18 protein-coding genes and 1 pseudogene are annotated in these 20,769 nt (G+C 50.3%); 16 read left to right on the top strand and 3 right to left on the bottom strand.

Features of this window, described 5'->3' with window-relative positions; genetic code table 11:
* Positions 1 to 108 precede the first annotated feature (108 nt).
* From MJX74_RS07240 to MJX74_RS07215, 6 genes are all read left to right on the top strand, one after another.
* On the top strand, positions 109 to 1,068 hold the full coding sequence (locus MJX74_RS07240) for a GlxA family transcriptional regulator (RefSeq protein ID WP_240222095.1): 960 nt from the start codon (positions 109 to 111) through the stop codon (positions 1,066 to 1,068).
* 41 nt (positions 1,069 to 1,109) lie between these two features.
* Positions 1,110 to 2,072 carry a M61 metallopeptidase family protein gene (locus MJX74_RS07235; RefSeq protein WP_240222093.1) on the top strand — a complete coding sequence of 321 codons (963 nt, stop codon included), beginning with the start codon at positions 1,110 to 1,112 and terminating at the stop codon, positions 2,070 to 2,072.
* A 231-nt stretch (positions 2,073 to 2,303) separates the two neighbouring features.
* Complete coding sequence (locus MJX74_RS07230; protein WP_240222091.1) at positions 2,304 to 4,526, top strand: amidohydrolase family protein; 2,223 nt, start codon at positions 2,304 to 2,306, stop codon at positions 4,524 to 4,526.
* Positions 4,527 to 4,541: 15 nt separating this feature from the next.
* On the top strand, positions 4,542 to 5,096 hold the full coding sequence (locus MJX74_RS07225; protein ID WP_240222088.1) for a YdeI/OmpD-associated family protein: 555 nt from the start codon (positions 4,542 to 4,544) through the stop codon (positions 5,094 to 5,096).
* Positions 5,097 to 5,217: 121 nt separating this feature from the next.
* Positions 5,218 to 5,490 (top strand): CopG family ribbon-helix-helix protein, encoded by a 273-nt coding sequence (locus tag MJX74_RS07220; protein WP_240222086.1) that lies wholly within the window; start codon positions 5,218 to 5,220, stop codon positions 5,488 to 5,490.
* On the top strand, positions 5,487 to 5,774 hold the full coding sequence (locus MJX74_RS07215; protein WP_240222084.1) for a type II toxin-antitoxin system RelE/ParE family toxin: 288 nt from the start codon (positions 5,487 to 5,489) through the stop codon (positions 5,772 to 5,774). Before MJX74_RS07220 ends, MJX74_RS07215 begins: the two co-directional genes overlap by 4 nt.
* A 47-nt stretch (positions 5,775 to 5,821) precedes the next feature.
* Here the strand turns inward: MJX74_RS07215 and MJX74_RS07210 are convergent, their stop codons facing one another.
* Entirely contained in the window at positions 5,822 to 6,694 is an 873-nt protein-coding gene (locus MJX74_RS07210; protein WP_240222082.1) for a LysR family transcriptional regulator ArgP, read from the bottom strand.
* A gap of 95 nt (positions 6,695 to 6,789) precedes the next feature.
* On the opposite strand from MJX74_RS07210, the gene MJX74_RS07205 reads away from it, so the two are divergent.
* From MJX74_RS07205 to MJX74_RS07195, 4 genes are all read left to right on the top strand, one after another.
* Positions 6,790 to 7,386 (top strand): LysE/ArgO family amino acid transporter, encoded by a 597-nt coding sequence (locus MJX74_RS07205; RefSeq protein ID WP_240222079.1) that lies wholly within the window; start codon positions 6,790 to 6,792, stop codon positions 7,384 to 7,386.
* Positions 7,387 to 7,500: 114 nt separating this feature from the next.
* Positions 7,501 to 7,905, top strand: a complete 405-nt coding sequence (locus MJX74_RS07200; protein ID WP_240222077.1) for a VOC family protein — start codon at positions 7,501 to 7,503, stop codon at positions 7,903 to 7,905.
* Positions 7,906 to 8,073: 168 nt separating this feature from the next.
* Positions 8,074 to 8,190 carry an addiction module protein gene (locus tag MJX74_RS21925; protein WP_420851385.1) on the top strand — a complete coding sequence of 39 codons (117 nt, stop codon included), beginning with the start codon at positions 8,074 to 8,076 and terminating at the stop codon, positions 8,188 to 8,190.
* A gap of 4 nt (positions 8,191 to 8,194) precedes the next feature.
* Positions 8,195 to 9,415, top strand: a complete 1,221-nt coding sequence (locus MJX74_RS07195; protein ID WP_240222075.1) for an alpha/beta hydrolase-fold protein — start codon at positions 8,195 to 8,197, stop codon at positions 9,413 to 9,415.
* Positions 9,416 to 9,551: 136 nt separating this feature from the next.
* On the opposite strand, the pseudogene MJX74_RS07190 reads toward MJX74_RS07195, so the two are convergent.
* Positions 9,552 to 9,734, bottom strand: a pseudogene (locus MJX74_RS07190) (TOBE domain-containing protein); the annotation flags it as partial.
* A gap of 175 nt (positions 9,735 to 9,909) precedes the next feature.
* Here MJX74_RS07190 and MJX74_RS07185 point away from each other — a divergent pair.
* Complete coding sequence (locus MJX74_RS07185) at positions 9,910 to 11,445, top strand: bifunctional GNAT family N-acetyltransferase/carbon-nitrogen hydrolase family protein (protein ID WP_240222071.1); 1,536 nt, start codon at positions 9,910 to 9,912, stop codon at positions 11,443 to 11,445.
* Between the two features lie 40 nt (positions 11,446 to 11,485).
* Here the strand turns inward: MJX74_RS07185 and MJX74_RS07180 are convergent, their stop codons facing one another.
* A complete protein-coding gene (locus MJX74_RS07180; RefSeq protein ID WP_240222070.1) occupies positions 11,486 to 12,670 on the bottom strand; it encodes an HPP family protein in 1,185 nt (394 codons plus the stop codon).
* A 401-nt stretch (positions 12,671 to 13,071) separates the two neighbouring features.
* Here MJX74_RS07180 and gntA point away from each other — a divergent pair, with 401 nt between their 5' ends.
* The 5 genes from gntA to MJX74_RS07155 all read left to right on the top strand — a co-directional run bounded on the left by gntA (position 13,072) and on the right by MJX74_RS07155 (position 20,737).
* A complete protein-coding gene (gene gntA, locus MJX74_RS07175) occupies positions 13,072 to 13,740 on the top strand; it encodes a guanitoxin biosynthesis heme-dependent pre-guanitoxin N-hydroxylase GntA (RefSeq protein WP_240222069.1) in 669 nt (222 codons plus the stop codon).
* Complete coding sequence (locus MJX74_RS07170; RefSeq protein ID WP_240222068.1) at positions 13,733 to 14,320, top strand: DUF1989 domain-containing protein; 588 nt, start codon at positions 13,733 to 13,735, stop codon at positions 14,318 to 14,320. The genes gntA and MJX74_RS07170 overlap by 8 nt, the downstream gene beginning before the upstream one ends.
* Before the next feature lie 246 nt (positions 14,321 to 14,566).
* The gene (locus MJX74_RS07165) at positions 14,567 to 17,257 is read left to right on the top strand and encodes a TonB-dependent receptor (protein ID WP_240222067.1); all 2,691 of its coding nucleotides are present in this window, start codon (positions 14,567 to 14,569) and stop codon (positions 17,255 to 17,257) included.
* 81 nt (positions 17,258 to 17,338) lie between these two features.
* A complete protein-coding gene (locus MJX74_RS07160; RefSeq protein ID WP_240222066.1) occupies positions 17,339 to 18,115 on the top strand; it encodes a family 16 glycosylhydrolase in 777 nt (258 codons plus the stop codon).
* A gap of 60 nt (positions 18,116 to 18,175) precedes the next feature.
* On the top strand, positions 18,176 to 20,737 hold the full coding sequence (locus tag MJX74_RS07155; protein ID WP_240222064.1) for a glycoside hydrolase family 3 protein: 2,562 nt from the start codon (positions 18,176 to 18,178) through the stop codon (positions 20,735 to 20,737).
* Positions 20,738 to 20,769: the final 32 nt, after the last annotated feature.

Genomic DNA, 20,769 nt, shown 5'->3' with positions numbered 1-20,769 from the left:
TGCTTAGCTACTTACTTTACAATTTTGGCCGAAATGGTGAATTTAATGTCCTTTCGGTCGCAATGAAGTTTGTTACAGTAAGTCAGAATCAGTACTACAGAGGGCACTATGGTTACTATCGGCATTGTTATTTACCCGGATATTCAGGCGCTGGACCTTGCCGGCGCACTGGATTGTTTTGGTCAGGCTAATCAGGAGCTGATCACCGTCGGGCGCGTACCATACTACCAACTGCTTACCGTTGGGCTCAGCCGCGACAGTATCAGTGCCGAAAATGGTTTGCAGCTTAGTGCTGGCTACACGTTGGATAACTGTCCGACACTGGATTATCTGGTGATCCCCGGTGGCGCCGGCGCCAGAGTATTGAGTAGTAATCCGCAGTTTATTCGCTGGTTACAGCAGCGTGCGTCCACAGCGGATAAGATTTTGTCTATCTGCACCGGTGCCTATCTGCTGGCGCACAGTGGCCTGCTGGATGGCCTGCCGTTGGCAACGCATTGGCGTTTCGCCGCTGATTTACAAGCAAAGTATCCCAAGGTACAGGTCAGTGCCGCAGCGTTGTATGTTAACGCCGGAAAATTTTATTCCTCCGGTGGTATGACCGCGGGTATTGATTTATGTCTGGCGGTAATTGAGCAGGATCTGGGCGTGGCAATTGCTCAGGCCGTAGCGCAAGAGTTAGTTATGTACCTGCGTCGCAGTGGTGACCAATCACAATATGCCAGCCCGTTAAAAATTCAGCACAGCGCCGAACAGCGCTTTATTCAACTACAGCACTGGCTGCTGGAAAACTTAGCGCAACCGCTTACTGTAGCCGATATGGCGGTGCAGGTGGCGCTGAGTGAGCGCCAGTTTCGCCGTGTGTTTCGCGCCCGTTTTGCTATGGCACCGGTGCAGTATTTGCAACAACTGCGGTTGGACAAAGCCCGCAGCCTGTTGCTCTGCGACGGCTACAGTCTGCAGCGTATTTGTAATGCGGTGGGTATTAACGAACCGCGTAGCCTGATCCGCTTATTTAATTCTGCCTTTGGCTGCACGCCCGGCCAGTACAAACGGCACTTTAGCTAAAGCTTAGCTGGTTAACGTTTAACTTAGACAAGGAAATATGTATGTTCAGAGCCTATCAGCTACTGGCAGCCGCTTTGCTTATTGCAGCCAGCACTGCATTTGCAGGCGAGACCGGTGTTTTTAGTCATCAAGCAGTGCAAACCGGAGATATTACTCTGCACTATGAGTTTGCTGATGCGCAGTCTTTAGCAAAGCAGCGGGAGTTTACCGCAGTTATCACGGACGGTATTCGCTACTATCAGCAACTGTTTGCCGGATATCCAAGAGATCTGACCGGTAAGCCCTACACCGATATCACCGTGCGCATTCGTCATGGCAAACACCTGTCCGGTGAGGCCGACCCGAAGTTACTGCTGCTAACCTGGTCTGATGGCCTGATGTTTGGTATTCACAACTGGCAAACACTGTTTTTGCACGAGATATTTCATTTATGGAGTGCTGAATCGTTCCGTTATCAGGATGGCCGCGAGCACTGGTTTAATGAAGGTTTCGCTGAGTTTTATGCCTTTAAAGCTGCTACACAACTGGGCTATATCTCAAAGCGTGACGCGCTGGCAATAGCGGCGCAGCCAATCGGGTTTTATCACAGCGCAAAAGGACTGGGAAAGTTGTCACTGCGTGATGCCGGCAAAGACAACCAGTCAAAACTTGATAACTATTTTTTGCTGTATCACGGCGGTTGGGTAGCAGCCATGCTGCTGGATTATGATATTCGCAGTAAAACGGCCAACAAACATAGCCTAGACACGGTTATGCGCTGGCTGTATCAGCATTATCCCCGCAATATAAAACTGTACAATAATACGGATATAATCGCGGTGATAAAGGCCGGTAGTGGTTTAGATTATCAGGCTTTTTTTATGCGCTATATTGATGGCACCGACACCATGCCGGTAGCGCAGTATTTTGATCCTGGTAAAGCACTGTGGGACTTTGAGTTTAACCCTAAGCTGCAGCATCAGCATGTCTATCTGTACCATACTTTAGGCATTTTAATTGACTAGAAACTACCGCTAAACCAAGCCGCTGAACGCTAACTATACTAAAACCGCTTTTAATTTCAGCTTACCTAAAGTTAACTTCCAGTGAGCTGGGGGCTGTTTAAGGTTCACGACTATTCTGTCAGATATATGTTATCAAGGTGTCTGGAGCGGAAATGGAAAAACGCGCTGCACAGATGGCTGGCCGATGATACAGTAAGCTAAAGCACTTTTTTCTATTGGGGGGGGGCACAGATGAAAAAGCAGTTTGGTATATTCGTATCTTTAGTGGTGTTAACGGTATTGCTGCTGGCGGCTTGCGTTAGCAGCGACAGTACTTCAGCACAAGCAAACACGGCTGCGCAACTGTTGCGGCTGGATTATCAAAGCAGCATCGACAATACAAAACGGCAGTATTTTGTTTACTTGCCAAAAGGTTACCAGCAAAACAGTGGCAAAAAATGGCCGGTAATGCTGTTTTTGCACGGCAATGGCGAGCGGGGTAATGGCCTGGACGAGCTGGATTACACTTTAGTTCATGGCCCTTTGTATGAAGCCTGGGTGCAAAAGCGTGATCTGCCGTTTATTATCGTTGTGCCGCAATTGCAGATGTTTGATATGGGTAAGTTGTCTTATATAGCTAACCGCTCGGCTGCTGATATTCCCAAACGCTTAACTGATGGCGTGCCGCCACGCCCTGACATGTTTCCCTCCGCCAAACCCATTGCACCGGCTGAGCCAGTGAGCGATATGAGCACAGTACCACCGCTGTTGCCCGACGGCTGGGAGCGGGCAGAGCAGGATGTGTTGGCAATGCTGCAAAATGTGCAGGCGAACTACAATACCGATGCCAGCCGGTTGTATTTAACCGGCATTAGTTATGGCGGTTTTGGCAGCTGGTTTATGGCCAGTCAGCACCCGCAGTTATTCGCCGCCGTGGCGCCGGTGGTCGGTTGGGGCCATCCGGATTTAATGCCGCCAATTGCCCGGGCTAAAACGCCGCTGTGGGTGTTTGCTGCGGGGCGTGATTCTGCCGTGAATAAAAACTACTTTTACCCCGGTATTGAAACCTTGCGCCAACTGGGCCACAGCAATGTGCGTTTTAGTATGTTAGAGCAAGCTGAACATGACGCCTGGCGCCAGGTTTACGCCGGTGAGGATTTGTACAGCTGGCTGCTGGCGCAGCAAAAGCAGTCGGCCGATTCCGCTGTTACGGTGTTTGATCAGGTGCATGTGTTACCGATGGACTCCGACCAGGTACTACGCAATCAGCGCGTGCTGGTACAGGGCGATCGTATTATTGCTGTGGGGCCGGCGGCTGAACTGGCGCTGCCGGAAGGTGCTACGGTAATTGACGGCGCGGGCCGTTACCTGATGCCGGGCCTGGCAGAAATGCACGGCCATGTGCCGCCGTTGGCAGATTTTAGCGGCACACCGGCACGTTATTTAGATGATGTGTTAACGCTGTATCTGGCCGGTGGCGTTACCACAGTGCGCGGTATGCTGGGGCATGATAAGCAATTGCTGTTAAAAGACGATATCGCCAGTGGTAAACGGCTGGGGCCAACGCTGTACCTGGCCGGACCCAGCTTTAATCAGCATACGGTAACATCAGCAGAACAAGCGCGCGAGCGGGTACGCCAGCACAAGCAACAGGGCTGGGATTTACTGAAAATTCATCCGGGTTTAAGCCTGGAGCACTATCAGACCATAGCCGGTGAGGCGAAACAGCAAGGCATCGACTTTGCCGGCCATGTGCCGGAAGACGTAGGCATTGAGCAGGCTATTTTGCTTGGTAGCCGCACCATTGATCATCTGGATGGTTATATGGCAGCACTGGGCGGTTTTGATAAAGAGCTGACGGCCGCCGATATGGCACCGCTGGTAGCGCTGACAAAAAGCAACAATGTGGCCGTAGTGCCTACTCAGGCGCTGTGGCAAACCATTATCGGCGCCTCTGATCCGGCGCACTTGCAAAGCTATGATGAACTGAAATATATGCCGGCGCGGGTAATCTCCGGCTGGCAACGTTATGTGCAACAACCGGGCGGGGCTTATTACAGTGGCGACACTGCTGCGTTGCATGCGCAAAACCGCCAACGTTTACTGCGGGCGTTAAATGAGGCTGGTGTCACTATCTTAATGGGCACCGACGCGCCGCAGTTATATAGTGTACCCGGCCTGTCACTGCGCCGTGAAATACCCCAAATGGCGGCAGCGGGCATCAGTAACTACGACATTTTACGCAGCGGCACCGTGCTGGTAGGCGAGTATTTTGCCGATAAAGACCGCTTTGGTCAGGTAAAAAGCGGCCAGCGTGCCGATTTACTGCTGGTTGACGGTAACCCCTTGCAGGATTTATCGGTGCTATATCAGCCCGCCGGCGTAATGGTGCGGGGCCAGTGGCTAAGCCGGGCAACGCTGGATAGCAAACTGGCCGATATCGCCGCAGCTCGGCTGGCAGAAAATCAACAATAAGGCCCCGGACTGACCATGATTTCAAATGACACCTACTCTGAGTTTATTGCAACCGTGCTTAGTCCGGCGCAGCCGGGAGATGCTCTGTTACAGGCTTTTGTAGTGCTGCCTAAAGAAGCCAGTGAAAAACTGCCCAGAAGGGGCAGAACCACGGTAACAGGCCATTTCAACGGCGTGGCATTTCAGGCCACGTTAGAGCCGGATGGCCAGCTAAGCCATTGGTTAGCTTTAAATGATAAGTTGCTTAACGCTGCTGGCGCCGATATTGGCAGTGTTGCCAACTTTGATATTAAGGCGGTAGAGCAAGAGCCTGAACCTGAGCTACCCGCCGATTTGCAGCAGGCTCTGGCCGCTTCAGCTGAAGCCAGCGCAGTCTGGCATGATACCACCACCATTGCCCGGCTGGATTGGATCCACTGGATAACCTCAGCCAAACAGGCGAAAACCAGAGCAAAGCGGGTCAGTGATGCCTGTAACATGCTGGCAGACGGCAAGCGGCGGGTGTGTTGTTTCGACCCGTCCGGCTTTTACAGCAAAGCTTTCAGTGCGCCCAAAGCCGCCGCTGATTAACCTTCAGAAGGCGCGAAGTGAAATAGCCGGTAAGCGATCCAGGTGGTTTTAAGTGTTAAATTGCTTGCTGTAGTTTGGCTGACTATACTGTAATACATTGTAGTTAGTCAGAGGTATTGCCATGAGTGTTACCACGGTGCGGTTGCAAGCTGAAGTAGAGCAACAGCTGGAAGCCATTGCCAGCAAGCTGCAGCGCAGCAAAGGTTGGGTTATTAACGAAGCCCTGGCGCAATATATTGCCAAACAGCACAGCGAGCAGGCTCGCTGGCAGCAAACCCTGGCTGCAATGGCGTCGGCGGCCGATGGGAAAGTAGTCGATGCCGGCGAGGTGCATAACTGGCTGGATAGCTGGGGTACGGAATACGAGCAGGACGCACCGGATCTAACGAAGTGAAACTGGTTTACACCGTTGAAGCAGTGGAAGATCTCAAGCGGCTGCGGCAGTTTATTGCAGAGCATAACCCTGCTGCAGCGCGCCGGATTGCCGCTGAGTTAGTCGCCAAAATTAAGTTATTAGCCGATTTTCCCGCCATCGGCGTACCGGTCACAATGGCACCGGTGCCAGATTCATTGCGTGATATGGTGTTTGGCAACTATGTGGTGCGCTATTCGCTGCATAGCAGCGCAATTATCATTTTGCGGGTTTGGCACAGTCTGGAAAATGAGCGGCAGCAATAAGCAACATAAGCCCATTGCTGCCAGCCTGTTTGGCTAACTCGGTTTGTTTAACTAACACAATACAGTTGTTGTTGCGCAGTGGCAGTAATTTGCTGGCGCAACTGTGCCATTAACGGGCTTTCGCTTTGCCAGTAGTGCCAGTACAGCGGCGTATCCAGGTGATAGTTTGGCGTTAAATCAACCAACTGCTTATTTTCCAGATAAGGCTGCATTTGCAGCTCCGGCAGCAGGCCAAAACCCAGCCCTGCCAGAGTGGCGCGTAAAAAACCTTCTGACGACGGGCATAAATGCGTTTGTTGCGGTGGTTTACCGCAAATATGCTGTAGGTACTGATGCTGTAGTTGATCATCCTGATTAAACACCAAACACGGCGCCTGCGGCAGTTGTGTCAGCACGTCCTGCTCTAAGCGGTAGCGGCGGATAAAATCAGGGCTGGCCACGGCGCGGTAACGTATTGCACCCAGTGCCTGCACCTTAGCACCGTTTACCGCCTGGCTGCTGGCACATAGACACGCCATAACATCGCCTTGCTTCATCCGTTTTAAACCGACTGATTGATCCTCCACTACAAAATCAAAACACAGCTGCGGGTAGTCCGGCATAACCAGTGCTTGTGGCAGCCAGGTTGCCAGTGAGTCGGCATTTACCGCCAATCTTACTGTAGTAACACTGGTAGCTTCCAGCCCCAGCGAGGCTTCCATTTGCCGTACCTGCTGCAGGTGATTCAGCAGCCGTTGTCCGGCAGGTGTGGCAACAGGTGGCGTCGTGCGCAGCAATACCGGCTGGCCGGCAATGGCTTCAAGCTGCTTAATACGGTGGCTAACCGCCGACTGCGTCAGGCACAGCAGTTTTGCCGCGCGCTCAAAGCCACCTTGTTCTACTACGGCACAAAGCGCCTGCAATAAACGATAATCAATCATTAATTAAATTCATCTATATATAAAATAATTCGTTGGATTAATAATAGTGTTAAAGGGTATGTTCTGCACCAGGTTTTACCATTTGAGTTAGCAGCATGACGTTTTTATTAGGGTTTGGTGTAGGGTTAAGTTTAATTGTCGCCATTGGCGCGCAAAATATCTGGGTACTCAGCCAAAGCATGGCCGGGGCAAACCGGCTGGTAATCGCCGCAGTATGTATTGTCTGTGATTGCCTGCTGATTGTGCTCGGCGTATTTGCCGTGCAGCAAATGCAGCAACTGGTACCGCCGCTGGTGCCGCTGCTTACTTGGCTGGGTGTAGCGTTGCTGTTGTGGTTGGCATGGCAGGCGGGCAGTCGCGCATGGGCCGGTGGCAAAGGCTTGCAAACCGATACCGGCACTCAGTTAATGAGCAGCAGCAAAACCGCGCTAACGGCACTGGCCATTACGTTATTAAACCCGCATGTGTATCTGGACACGGTATTTTTAATCGGCGGGGTGGCAAACCAGCAAGCGGCACCACTGTGGTTTATGGCCGGCGCCTGTATCGCTTCATTAGTGTGGTTTTCCTCGCTGACAGCTTTGGCTCCAAAGCTGAAAATCTGGCTTAACTCGGCCAAACGCTGGCAGTTGTTTGATGGCGCCATCGCCATTGTGCTTGGTGGTATCGCGTTTAACCTGGCGCTGCAGTGATTTAGACCAAGCGCATGGCGGGCGCAATGTCGGGGATTAATACTATCAAGCTGTTCGCTGCCCAAAGTTGCAATATACTTTAATTGAGCTTGAAGCAAATCCGGTAACAAGACCATGAATATGCTGGTAAACATCGATGTTGATGATCTTGAGCGTGCAGAGCGTTTCTATATTGCGGCATTCGACCTGCGCATTGGCCGTCGCTTCGGCAGTTTTGGCATAGAAATGCTTGGCAGTTCGGCGCCCATTTATTTACTGGTCAAAGCCGCCGGCACAGCCGCGGTAGATACATTGCCACAACTGCGGGACTACCAGCGACATTGGACACCGGTGCATCTGGACTTCGTGGTAGAAGACATTGAAGCCAGTGTTGAGCAAGCGGTTGATGCCGGCGCCCGGCTGGAGAAACCAATCGTAACGCAAAACTGGGGCAAGTTGGCACCAATGGCAGACCCCTTTGGCCACGGCTTCTGCTTTGTGCAATTTCTTGGCGCGGGTTATGACGAAATTGCGGATTAGCGGATTTCTTTGTCCAGCGCCTGATTTTTTTCCACTCATTGCAGGCTACTATTTGCCTGTTGGCCGCTAAAGCTGAAAATCTGGCTTAACCCAGCCAAACGCTGGCAGCTGTTTGATGGCGCCATCGCGCTTAACCTGGCGCTGCGTGATGTACAGTTGTAGCGACGTGTGCAATTGGTTGAAGATTTGTGGGATAGCATTGCGCAGGATCAGCAAGCGCTGCCGGTTACTGACGCGCAGAGGTCTGAATCACTCAGCATTTCAATATATATGCTTGTATGCTAACGTTATGAAAAATATTGAAATAAATGGAAAAATAATGAAAAAAAGGAATATTGCCAAAAGCATCGCTGTGTTTATCGTTTTTTCAGTGATGGCGCCATCTGTTTTTGCGCAGCAGGTGTCAGGTGCCAGTGGTGACTACACATTGCTGACAGAGACACTGCACTCTGCCGTGCTCAACGAGAGCCGAACCATTACAGTACAACTTCCCAAAAGCTATGCTTCCACGCCCAACAAAAAGTATCCGGTGATCTATCGGCTTGATGGTAAAGGCAATATCCCGCTTATTACGGCGGTTTTAGAAAGGCTGCAAGACGCAAGCGCTGCGCCTGAGGTGATCATTGTTGCAATTGAAAATACCGACAGGCAGAGAGATTTATTTCCAACCGTTAATCAAGAGCCACAGGGCCCGATCGGTATCGGCGGGGGAGCGCCAAAGTTCTTAACTTTTATAGAAAACGAACTTATCCCTTTCGTGGACAAAAAATACCGTACTCATGACTTTAAAGTTATTGCCGGGGCGTCCGCCGGCGGCGTATTCGTACTTTATGCTCTGCAAACCAAGCCAGAGCTTTTTCAGGCGCATTTAGCCTACAGTGCAGCCGTTTGGTGGAATAACGGCGCAACGGCAAAAAGCACAAAAGCCTTTATGGCTAACACAAAAGCCTTAGACAACTATTTATATATGAACATTGGTGAAGAAAGCGGCTTTATGCGACAGCGCTATGACGATTTACAACACTTCATGTCGTCCAATACGCCCAAGGGCTTAACCTTTATCAGTGATGAGTTCGACACTGTGCCACATGGCTTAACATCAGTTGCCGGCATTTTTAATGCATATCATAATCTGTTCTTACCATTACGCATGCCGCTACGCGCCTATACCGGCGACACCCGCTCTATTGCAGATTATTACAAGCGGCTGTCGCAGCAATATGGCGAACAAACTTCGCCGCCGGAATGGCTGGTACGGGAGCTGGGTTACCACTTCGTCAATACCGGCAATCTTGAACAAGCTATTAAGCTGTTTGAATACGGCATAACGCTCTATCCCGACAAACCAGACGCCTACAACGGTCTGGCTTATGGCTACGAGCAGAGCGAGCGGTACGAAGAGTCACTCGCACAGGTCAACAAAGCGCTCGCGTTATCGGCGCAGGGCTATGATGGCTATGACGTTTACCTGGCCCGAAAAGAGCGGTTACTTAAACTATTGGCGCAGTAAACGCCAGATCAGAGCCTGCTTTAGACGCCCTGTAAACAATGTCGCCAATTCACTTATAGCGGCTAAAGCGATTGCAGGGGCGCCTGATTCGGAAAAGTGAGGCGTATCGGGGGATATAACGCTGCATTGTTGGTTATTAATCCAGCGCCACCGCCTTTATCTGCGCATATACCGGCTGCCCAATTTGTAGACCCAGCCGCTCAACCGATTGTTTAGTTAGCAATGCCTGCAGCGGCTGACCTGCCAGTGTTAGCTGCACCAGGGTTTCGGCCGGGTGGGGCGCGCTGTTAAAGCCGCTAATGCTTACTTGCAACTGATTACTGACTGAGCTGTCGCTAAGAGGCTTAAGGCTTAAGGCTTAACGCGACATGGCGCTGATAGCCGCGAGTTCGGGTTGCAGTAACTGCTGTTGCAGCGGGCCCCGGCTGTGAATACAACCGTGTTGCATCAGGTTGTGTTACCCTTAATACAACACAGTAATTACAGGAGAGCTTATGGAAGCCAATCATGTTGAAGTGCGCCACCTTACCCGTGAGGATATGACTGAACTGCGCGAAGCGTCTGAGCAGGTTTATCAGGCTGGCCCTTTACTAAGCTGGACAGCACCAGTGGTAGATACACTGCTGACTAAATTCCCTGATGGCCAGCTTTGCGTGTGTGTCGACGGCAAAGTAGTCGGCTGTGCTTTTTCGCTGATTATCGATTACAGCAAATTTAGTGATGAACACACCTACGAACAGATTGTTACCGGTTTTTCCTTTAAAAACCATGATCCTAACGGCGATGTGTTATACGGCATTGAGGTGTTTATTCACCCTGAGTATCGCGGTCTGCGTTTGGCGCGCCGCTTGTACGATGCTCGCAAAGAGCTGTGCGAAAACCTGAATTTACGCGCCATTATGGCTGGTGGCCGCATGCCAAACTATAACCAGCACGCAGGCACGCTCAGTGCTAAGCAATATATTGAAAAGGTTAAAGGCAAAGAGGTACATGATCCGGTGCTGAGTTTTCAGCTGGCTAACGGTTTTCATGTGCGCAAGTTGCTTAAAGGCTATTTACGCGGTGATATCGAATCACAGGAATATGCCACCTTGCTGGAGTGGGCCAATATTTACTACACCAAATCAGTAAAACTGATTAATGCGCCTAAGGCAGAAGTGCGCTTAGGTTTGGTGCAGTGGCAAATGCGCAGCATGGCTGGCATTGAGCAACTATTTGAACACATGGAATTTTTTGTCGATGCGGTATCGGATTACAAAAGCGATTTTATTTTGTTTCCCGAGCTGTTTGCGGCACCGTTAATGGCGCATTACAACCATTTAAGTGTCACTGAAAGTATCCGCCAGTTGGCAAAATATACTGAAGCTATCCGCGATAAATTTGTAGAGTATGCCATTGCCTATAACATAAATATTATCACCGGCAGTATGCCGTATCTGGTTGATGGCAAGCTATATAACAGTGGCTTTCTATGCCGCCGCGACGGCACCTGGGAGCAGTACGACAAAGTGCATGTTACCCCGGCAGAGAAACGCAACTGGGCCATGAGTGGTGGTAATAAGGTTGAGGTATTTGATACTGACTGCGGCAAAATCGGCATTATGATTTGCTACGATGTTGAATTCCCCGAATACGCCAGGTTGTTATCCGATCAGGGCATGAATATTCTGTTTGTGCCGTTTTTAACCGACACGCAAAACGGTTATACCAGGGTGCGCCACTGCGCTATGGCGCGGGCGATAGAGAACGAATGTTATGTTGCCATTGCCGGCGCTGTGGGTAACCTGGCGCGGGTAAATAATATGGATATTCAGTATGCGCAGTCGGCACTGTTTACGCCGTCAGACTTTGCCTTTCCTACTACTGGTATTAAAGCTGAAGCGACGCCTAACTCAGAAATGCTGTTGATAGTAGATGTGAATATCGATTTATTAAAAGAGCTGCACAGCCATGGCAGTGTGCATACCATGCGCGACAGGCGCCACGACGTTTACCAGCTGTCGCTGGTAAAGCCGCAGAATAAAAAATGATGCTGTACTGCAAGAGGGGGGTAATAATGGTGTAGGTGCATCAGCTCAGCTTGCTGTTAAACAGCGCAGCGATAAGATCAGATTGGGTTATTACTCCCACCAGTTGTTGCTGCGTATTCAGTACCGGAATATGGTGCAGGCCCTGATCTGACAGCATTGGCACCAGTGCGGCGATATGGTCGTCTTCATGCGCCACGCTTATCTTAGTCAGCATAATCTCCGCTACTTTGCGTTTGTATTGTTTATTGTGGCGGTTTTTCAACAGCAGCTGATTAACATGACGCAGCATCCCCCAGTAATGTGGTACCTGCAGGTTTTTCAGAAAATCAGTTGTTGATACCACACCCAGCAGTTGCTGTTGGGGATCAGTTACCGGCAGCATGCTGATGTTGTGCTTGCGCAGCAACTGCCAGGCGGCAGCCACGGCGCTGTTGGGGCCAATGGTGAGCAAGTCGCGCGACATAATATCGCCACAGCGGATCTCGCCGCTTTTACGTTTGTAAGCATGCAGTTGTGCCTGATGATACAACTGCTCTAAATCCTGCTCGCTGATATCCACAACCGTATTAAAACTGTTTAACGCGCTGAGTAAGTCCTCCGGTTGCAGGCCCAGCCGCTTCAGTGGGGATTGATCCTGATGTAAATGCAGCGGATCAAAGTGTTTTGCCGGTTTTTGCACGTCGCGCTTTAACCAGAATTTTTGCAACAACAACGCTACCGCCAGCAGCACAAATACATTCAGCGCCACCGGGTACAACAAAAAATCATAGCCTAACACCTGCTCAGTAGACGCTATTACCGGTACCAGCGCAGTGGCTCCGCCAGGCGGATGCATACATTCAAAGATATACATCACAAACAGCACTATGCCGATAGTTACTGCAGCCATCAGGGCTAAATCGGTAAACAGATGCGAGCAAATAAGCCCCACAGTGGCAGAGATAAGATGACCGCCGGCAAAAGACCATGGCTTAGCCAGCGGGCTGTTGGGTAAGCCGAACAGCAACACCGCTGAGGCTCCCATCGACGCCAGCAACACTATATCGGCGCCGGTGCCGGCCAGTTGCAGGCTGATCCAGGTCACGATAAATAACGCCATAAAAGCAGATAACGCCACTTTTAGCCGTTCGGTTAGCGGGATAGCCGATAACCGCTGGCTGTCGCGTTTTATCAGGCCAAGTTGTGCCAACATGGCGCTAAACAGCTGTTTTACTTTAGTTTGCAAAGCTAAATCCGGTAATTGCACCAAAGGGGGGCAAGTATAAGCAGTTAGCCGTAAAAAAGACACTGTAGCAAACTGCCGACTGCGCCGCTCGCTGGCGCAGCAAACCAGGGGCAAAATCTTTATACCGGTGTGCAAGAAAAACTTACAAAGTCCATGAACAATTTACCCTTTATCGCTGTGCAAAAGCCGCGATATGCTCGCTGTTTTCGTAACCCCGCCGGCTTTTAAGTTATTGCTGCTAAACCGCAAAATAACCTTACCGGCAACAAATAACCGCTCGTTCTTCGTCTGGTACAGATTTCGCTTAAGTATTAATGAATTTAAGTATTAATGAATTTAAGAGTCCCTACTGATGCGCCGCGCAACGCGTTTGGGTATTACTACCATCCGGAGGTTATTGAATGTCCGCAGATTTAAAGGTGATGAGCAGTTTTAACGAATTTATGAACAGGGCGGCTTATCCCTGTGTCGGGGCAAGGATTGCGCATAATAAAGGCCGGATCGAGCTGCATAGTTTTCAGAATATCTACGACGATAGCGAAGACCCGTTGTTGCTGGAACGGCTATATGATTTCATTGCGCGTTACCATCGGCAGAAACAGATGTTTTTCAGTTTTGTAGCGGTATTCACCGATTGTGAGGTGGGCAGTGAAGCAGGGTTTGAACGTGCGTTGTGGACGCGGTTGCAGGCGCTGCATGACAAAGACTGCGAAAAATACGCTTGGGATGCGCGGGTTAGCAATAGTCCTGCTGATCCAGACTTTAGCTTTAGTCTCGGTGGAGAAGGCTTCTTTATCGTCGGTTTAAACCCATACAGCAATCGCCGCTCGAGAAAGTTTCGCTACCCGGCTATGGTGTTTAATTTACACAGCCAGTTTCAGCGTCTTAAAGATGAAAACAAGTTTGACAGTATGAAAAATAAAATCCGCAAAAACGATACCGTGTTTTGCGGCAAGTTAAATACCGCATTGGCCGACCATGGCGACGAGTCTGAAGCGCGTCAGTACAGTGGCAGGGCGGTGGCAAAAGAATGGCAATGTCCTTTTACCGTAAGGAATAATAATGACTAATGTAATACCACCGCGCAGCGGTGTCGCCTTTACCATGAAGGCGGGCCAACTATTAAAAGTGATAGATCCGCTTGGCGAGCAAGTTGCCGATCTGTATTGCTTTAACCAGCATGATTTTCACGAATACCTGTCCTCCGGTCGGTCACTGGACTATAACGAATCCGTGCAGTTTCGCAGTGGCAGCAAGTTATATTCGAATTTCAGCAATGTGATGTTTGAAATTACCGAAGACACAGTGCAAAGCCATGATTTTCTGTTAACGCCGTGCAGTAAAGCTACGTTCAGGCATTTTTATCCTGATGAAGCAGCGGTGCCGGGTTGTTATGGCAACTTAGCCAACGCTTTTGCCGATTTTGGCATTCCTGAACATGTTATTGGCACCACGTTTAATACCTTTATGCATGTAGGCATCGCCGCCGACGGCCGCATTACAGTACTGCCACCGAAAAGTACAGCCGGCGACTACACCATCTTTACCGCAAAAATGGATTTGATCGTCGGCTTAACCGCGTGTTCTGCCGGGCAGTCTAACAATTTTAAATACAAGCCAATCCATTATGAGGTGCTTGAGCCGGTGTAACATCGCGGCTCAATTTAATTTACTGCAGTTGCTATCAGCCGGCTGAAATTATTGGTTTATTGCTGCGTCTTATTGCACCAGAACTACGCCCTCTGATAGCAGAAATATCGTGTTGTATTACCAGCAGTTCGCTTTACCGAAATGATATAGCCTTCTCTTAGATACCCCGACTAAAGTGCTTAAAAAATAACAACAGCAGGGTAGTTGTGCCTGCAAAAAACTAAGTAGATCCGGGGAGGATAAGACATGCTAAAGCTTAATACTATAACCATGGCCATTGTAATGGCTTTTTCATTGCCGCTGGCTGCACAGGAAACTGAACAGGCTTCGGATGATGCAGTAAAACAAGCATCAGCAAAAAATGACACCGCAATTGAAGTGATTTCGGTTACGGCTACCAAGCGTAAAACCAGATTGATGGAAACGCCTGTGGCGATATCCGCGCTAAGTGAAGCGCAGCTTAGGCAAAGCGGGGTTAATAACGTAAAAGATATTGCCGATTTAGTGCCGGGGCTTGATATTTCAACTGCAACAGATCAGGCAGCGCCGGTTATTTCTATGCGGGGTGTGCGCTCTACCAATATTACCGAGCTGGGCGACCCGGCTGTTGGCGTGCATTTAGATGGCATTTACTCGCCGCGGATGCAGGGCGCGCTGGCACTGATGTACGACGTTGAAAGGGTTGAGGCGCTACGCGGGCCGCAGGGCACCTTATTTGGCCGCAACTCAACCGTTGGCAGTATTAATGTTATTTCAGCCAAGCCTGATTTCACTGGTTTTGCTGGCAATATTAATGCTGAAGCGGGCAGATTTAACAGCAAAAACCTCGGCGGTTTTATTAATATTCCGCTAAATGACGAATTTGCTGTGCGTATTGCGGCAAAAGGCTTAAAACGTGACTCTTACCTGGAAGGTTACTGGGATCCAAACCAGTACGACATACGCCGCCTTAGCGAGGATGTGCTAAACGCGCCGGTGATTTCTGAAGACTCTTACCAGGGCATTGGCTCTACCGTGACACAGCGGGAAAACTGGTGGATAGACGGTGCCGGCACCGATCCGGAGGCGCAGCGGGTGCGTGCTTTGACACCAGCCGATAAAGCAGATTTTTATAATAATGCTAACGAGCACTCGTTTCGCATCAGCACGCTGTGGCAACCGGCACACGGGCTTTTTAGCAACCATACCGTGTTTCAGCAATATGTGAACAACAGTGCCGGCACGCTCGACTTGGTTAACTGCGATCAGCTACGCGGCCGGCCGGCTGAATATGGCGGTGATTGTTCGTCGTTTTTACCCAGCGACAATACCTATCAGGCAGTGGTTAACGTACCGGGTGAACTGAACCTGGATATCACCTATCTGCGCAATACACTGAACTACAGCATTAATGATGAATTAAGCCTGGTGTGGCAGGTGGGCTATGAGGACATGGACAGATCGTCTGCCCAGGACAGTGAAACCGGCCTTGACCCCTGGGATGGCGCTATCTATTTCCTCAAAGGTACCGGTGCGACATCTTACTCGACAGAAATTCAGCTGCAGTCTGACGAATTTGGCGACCTGGTCTGGATAACCGGCGTGAATTACTTCTATGAGAAGACGACAACACTGGGTTATTACGATAACCCGATGGATGACAAAGCATTCTGGGATCAGCCAGACCGCTCTACCACAGCTTATGCGCTGTTTGGCCAGGCAACTTACAATATTACTGCTGACTTGCATGCCACCTTTGGCTACCGTTACAGCCATGAGACCAAGCAAGACAAAGGCGGCCGCACTTATCGCTGCTCGAATGCCGATGGCTGTGCGCCGGGCTGGTTAAACCGCACTGTACTTAATGAGTTACCGGTGGATTATTTTAATGATCCGGCGCTGTATGCCTCGTACTTTGAAAACGATAATAAAGGCCAGTGGCGTAACCACGACTTCAGAATTGGCCTGGATTATAACCTGAGCCAGGACACCATGTTGTACAGCTATCTGGCGTCAGGCTTTAAAGCCGGCGGTATCGGTGATGTATTTGAAGTGGTAAACGACAGAACCGGTGAGGTAAGCCGGTTTGAAACTCAGTTTGATCCGGAAAAAGTGCTGACGTTAGAGTTTGGTGCCAAATCAAGCTTCCTGAATAACTCGCTAAATCTGCAAGCAGCGTTTTTCTACACCGACTATACCGATATGCAGTATGCCTCAGTCGGTTCAATCGGCAATGTCGAGCGTTTATCGCCCGTTGAAGACGAAAACGGCGCGCCCATTCTTGATGAAAACGGCATGCCGGTGCTGGATTTCCAAAACCAGCCGGTTATTGCCTATTACACGCAAAACGTGCCGGGCTCTACCATTAAGGGCATTGAGTTTGAGTTTGACTGGAAGCCATACCAGAATGGCCGTATTACCGGTTATGCCACCTGGACCCATGCCCGTGTTACCGACGATTGGATCACCAAGTGGGATTACGACCCGGAATACCTGTTTGGCTTGTCGTATGAAGACTCGATAGACCCGGAAAATACCCAGCTGACTACTAACCTCAAAGGCAATGATCTGGCCATGACGCCACGCTTTACCGCTAATATCAGCTATACCCACAGCTTTGATTTAGGCCGCTTTGGCTATGTACACAGCTGGTTTAATCTGAGCTGGAAAGATAAGTCTTACACTACCATCTGGAACCTGGATAAACATCTGGATGACATGGACTTCGCGGTAAGCGATGAAGCGGCGCAGTACATTACCGATAAACGTGACGCCTATACCATGGTTAATGCGTCATTAAAATATGAACCGCAAAGCCAGGCCTGGTACGCCGAAGTGTTTGTTAATAATGCTACTGATGAAATGGTGCAGTACTGGAATAACACCGGCAAAGGCATCAACAAAGGCAGCTTTGGTATGCCACGTTACTACGGCATCCGTGCCGGTTTTAATTTCTAGCCGCGGCCTTCTGTAATACTGCGCCCGCATCAGCACGTTTTCGGTGCGGGCGCTCTATCCCACAACAGACAGGACATCATGATGAAAAACACTACCAACCTCATCTGTGCTGCTTTTTGTTTTGTTAGCACGACGTCGGCCCACGCCGGCTACTTTAAAGACGACTTTAGCTGGGGCTTTAACAGCGGTATCTGGTCTGCCAGAACGGGCAGTAATGGCTCGCCTTTTGGTTGTACCTTTACACCCGGCATGGTTTCACCCAGCTCGCATGGCATTACGCTGGCACTAAGCCAGGGCAGTTGCTCAGAGCTGCAAAGCCGCAGCAGTTACGGTTACGGCAAAGTGCAGGGCGCACTGAAAACCGGTAATACCCCCGGTACTGTCGCATCAATTTTTACCTATACCTCCTGGTGGGATGCGCCCGGCCGGGCCTGGCAGGAAATTGATATCGAGTTTCTGCCCTCGCTTGGCAATGTGGTGCATACCAACGTAATTTACCAGCCACAGGGCGGTACCTATCAAAGTTGGGAGCAGGACATCGATCTTGGCCAGTACGGACTGAATATTCAGCAAGACCTGCTGACAATAGGCTTTGACTGGCGTGAAAACCAAATTCGCTGGTATGTATTTGATGCTGCGGGTAATGAGCAAACTATCCGGACGGTTTATAAAGATAATGGTGATGGTTATCTGGCAGCTGATGAAATACCGGCTTATGCCTGGCCGGTAGATAACACCAAAATTATGCTTAACCACTGGCACGGTGACAACTCGCAAGACGGCTTTTACTTTCCCGGCCAGTACTTTGGCGGTAACGCCTGGGCCTATTACGACTTCATTGAATATATTCCCTATTAAACAGCAAGTGTCTGCCGCGGCAATTTTATTGCGTGGTCTGTGCAGACGAAGGAACCCGTTATGTTTTCACTATCAGATGCAGTGCTTCGCAAAACATTTTTGTTAGGCTCGCTGCTGTTTCCGCTAAGCGGGCTCTCTGCAGATGCAGCCGCAGATACAGCTAAAGTTAGCTGGCCAAAGGCCGGCACGGCGTTAAAAACCGATGCGGCGACAGAGCAACAGCTGGATGTCTTGCTGGCAAATATGAGCGTAGAGCAGAAAGTGGCACAAATAGTCCAGCCGGAAATTGGCTATCTGAGTGTTGCCCAAATGCGCAAGTACGGCTTTGGCTCTTATCTTAATGGTGGTAACACTGCACCCTATGGCCAAAAGCAGGCCGATGCCAAAACCTGGCTAAAGTATGCCGATGAAATGTATGCCGCCTCGCTCGACAGCAGCGAAGATGGCAGCAGCATTCCAACCATCTGGGGCACCGATGCTATGCATGGCCACAGCAATGTGTTTGGCGCTACGCTGTTTCCGCACAATATTGGCCTGGGAGCCGCCAGAGATGCTGATTTAATTCACCGCATTGGCCGGGCTACAGCCAAAGAAGTGGCGGCAACCGGTATTGAGTGGATGTTTGCCCCTACCGTTGCAGTGGTAAGAGATGATCGCTGGGGCCGCACCTATGAAAGTTACGCTGAAGATCCTGAAGTCGTCGCGGCCTATGCCGGGCCGATGGTAACCGGGGTGCAAGGCGATATTGGCGATGATTTTTTAAGCTTTTACCACCGTATTGCTACCGCCAAGCACTTTATCGGCGATGGTGGCACCGAAAACGGCCTTGACCGTGGCGATACGCTGGCCGATGAGCAAAGCCTGCGTGATATTCATGCTGCCGGTTACTACACGGCGATAAGTAGCGGGGTGCAGTCGGTGATGGCATCCTTTAACAGCTGGAACGGCAAGCGGGTGCATGGTGATCACTACCTGCTGACCAAAGTATTGAAACAGCAAATGGGCTTTGATGGCTTTGTCATCAGTGACTGGAACGCGCATAAATTTGTTGATGGCTGCGATTTAGAACAATGCGCCGCGGCCTTTAATGCCGGCGTAGACGTAATGATGGTGCCGGAGCACTTTGAAGCCTTTTACCACAATACCGTACAGCAGGTAAAAGACGGTGTTATTGCAACAACAAGGCTGGATGATGCGGTACGGCGGTTTTTGCGCGCCAAAATACGTTGGGGCGTATTTAAGCGTGGTAAACCCTCAACGCGGCCGGAATCGTTAAAGCCAGAGTGGTTTAATGCGCCGGAACACCGTGAGTTGGCCAGAGAAGCGGTAAGAAAATCGCTGGTGCTGCTGAAGAACAACGACAACATTCTGCCCATTTCGCCAAAAAGCCGGGTACTGATTGCCGGTGACGGCGCCGACAATATTGCCAAACAGGCCGGTGGCTGGAGCGTGTCCTGGCAGGGTACTGATAACACCAATGCTGATTTTCCCAATGCCACATCAGTTTACGCCGGCTTACGCCAGCAAATTGAAGCCGCCGGCGGTACGGTAGAACTGAGTAAAGAGGGGCAATACAGCAGCAAGCCCGATATTGCCATAGTGGTTATTGGCGAAGAGCCCTATGCCGAGTGGTTTGGCGATATTCAGCTACTGGAATATCAGCATGGCAACAAACGCGATTTAGCGCTGCTGCAACGCTTAAAGCAGCAGAATATTCCTGTGGTAACGGTGTTTTTAAGCGGCCGGCCGTTGTGGGTAAATAAAGAGCTTAATGCCTCTGAGGCCTTTGTGGCAGCCTGGTTACCGGGCTCTGAAGGGCAGGGTATTGCTGATGTGTTGTTGACCGACAGCAAGGGCAATATACAGCATGACTTTAGCGGTAAGCTCAGTTTCTCCTGGCCGAAGTATGATGATCAGTACCTGCTTAATATCAAAGATGCGCAGTATGAACCGTTGTTTGCTTATGGCTACGGCCTTACCTATGCCGACAACACCAGGCTGGCGCAATTTTCAGAAGTTACCCGCGCAGCGGCAAAACAAAACCGTGGCGAGCAGCTGCCGCTGTTTGTCAGAAATCTGGCCGATGGCCTGAGCTGGGCATTATCAGACAGTACAACAGGGCAAAAAACGGTTAATGCGTCTGCTGCAGTGAGTGGCGATGGTAAAAGTTTATCAATGCAGTCAGTTAATTTGGCTTATCAGGAAGATGGCCGTAAGTTTGTCTGGCAAACTGAGGGTGGCAATGCCAATGCAAGTGCAAGCGCCACAGTCAGCCTGAGATACACCGCGGCGCAGCCATTAACGGTGCTTGGTGACAGTAAATTTATGCAGATGAGTATCCGGCTTGATCAAACACCCTCTGCAGATGTCAGCATAGAGCTGATGTGTCAGCAGTCCTCATGCCTGCGCTCAGAATCGCTGCTGCCGCTTTTAACTGGTCTTGAGCGCGGTCAATGGCATACTATCGCACTGGCGCTGCATTGCGAAGGTGCCGGGGCACCACAAGTAGCAGAAGATGCCATGCGGCTAAGCACAAAACAGCCGTTTAGCGTGGCGCTGGCGGATATAGCGCTGGTGAATAGTGTGGCGCAAACCACACAGGTACTTGACTGCGCGCAGTAAATACAGTGATATCGTGCCGGGTAATAACAGGC

The sequence above is a fragment of the Rheinheimera hassiensis genome, assembly GCF_022436675.1.
Lineage (GTDB): Bacteria > Pseudomonadota > Gammaproteobacteria > Enterobacterales > Alteromonadaceae > Alishewanella > Alishewanella hassiensis.
Note: the sequence above shows the minus strand (reverse complement) of the source record. Positions and strands in the feature narration are given on the sequence as shown.

Bases quoted from the DNA above. Each gene is read 5' to 3' on its own strand.
- MJX74_RS07235 (WP_240222093.1), top strand. From the start codon at position 1,110: ATGTTCAGAGCCTATCAGCTACTGGCAGCCGCTTTGCTTATTGCAGCC.
- gntA (WP_240222069.1), top strand. From the start codon at position 13,072: ATGTCCGCAGATTTAAAGGTGATGAGCAGTTTTAACGAATTTATGAAC.
- MJX74_RS07160 (WP_240222066.1), top strand. From the start codon at position 17,339: ATGAAAAACACTACCAACCTCATCTGTGCTGCTTTTTGTTTTGTTAGC.
- MJX74_RS07220 (WP_240222086.1), top strand. From the start codon at position 5,218: ATGAGTGTTACCACGGTGCGGTTGCAAGCTGAAGTAGAGCAACAGCTG.
- MJX74_RS07155 (WP_240222064.1), top strand. From the start codon at position 18,176: ATGTTTTCACTATCAGATGCAGTGCTTCGCAAAACATTTTTGTTAGGC.
- MJX74_RS07225 (WP_240222088.1), top strand. From the start codon at position 4,542: ATGATTTCAAATGACACCTACTCTGAGTTTATTGCAACCGTGCTTAGT.
- MJX74_RS07205 (WP_240222079.1), top strand. From the start codon at position 6,790: ATGACGTTTTTATTAGGGTTTGGTGTAGGGTTAAGTTTAATTGTCGCC.
- MJX74_RS07195 (WP_240222075.1), top strand. From the start codon at position 8,195: ATGAAAAATATTGAAATAAATGGAAAAATAATGAAAAAAAGGAATATT.
- MJX74_RS07230 (WP_240222091.1), top strand. From the start codon at position 2,304: ATGAAAAAGCAGTTTGGTATATTCGTATCTTTAGTGGTGTTAACGGTA.
- MJX74_RS07200 (WP_240222077.1), top strand. From the start codon at position 7,501: ATGAATATGCTGGTAAACATCGATGTTGATGATCTTGAGCGTGCAGAG.
- MJX74_RS07185 (WP_240222071.1), top strand. From the start codon at position 9,910: ATGGAAGCCAATCATGTTGAAGTGCGCCACCTTACCCGTGAGGATATG.
- MJX74_RS07240 (WP_240222095.1), top strand. From the start codon at position 109: ATGGTTACTATCGGCATTGTTATTTACCCGGATATTCAGGCGCTGGAC.
- MJX74_RS07170 (WP_240222068.1), top strand. From the start codon at position 13,733: ATGACTAATGTAATACCACCGCGCAGCGGTGTCGCCTTTACCATGAAG.
- MJX74_RS07210 (WP_240222082.1), bottom strand. From the start codon at position 6,694: ATGATTGATTATCGTTTATTGCAGGCGCTTTGTGCCGTAGTAGAACAA.
- MJX74_RS07165 (WP_240222067.1), top strand. From the start codon at position 14,567: ATGCTAAAGCTTAATACTATAACCATGGCCATTGTAATGGCTTTTTCA.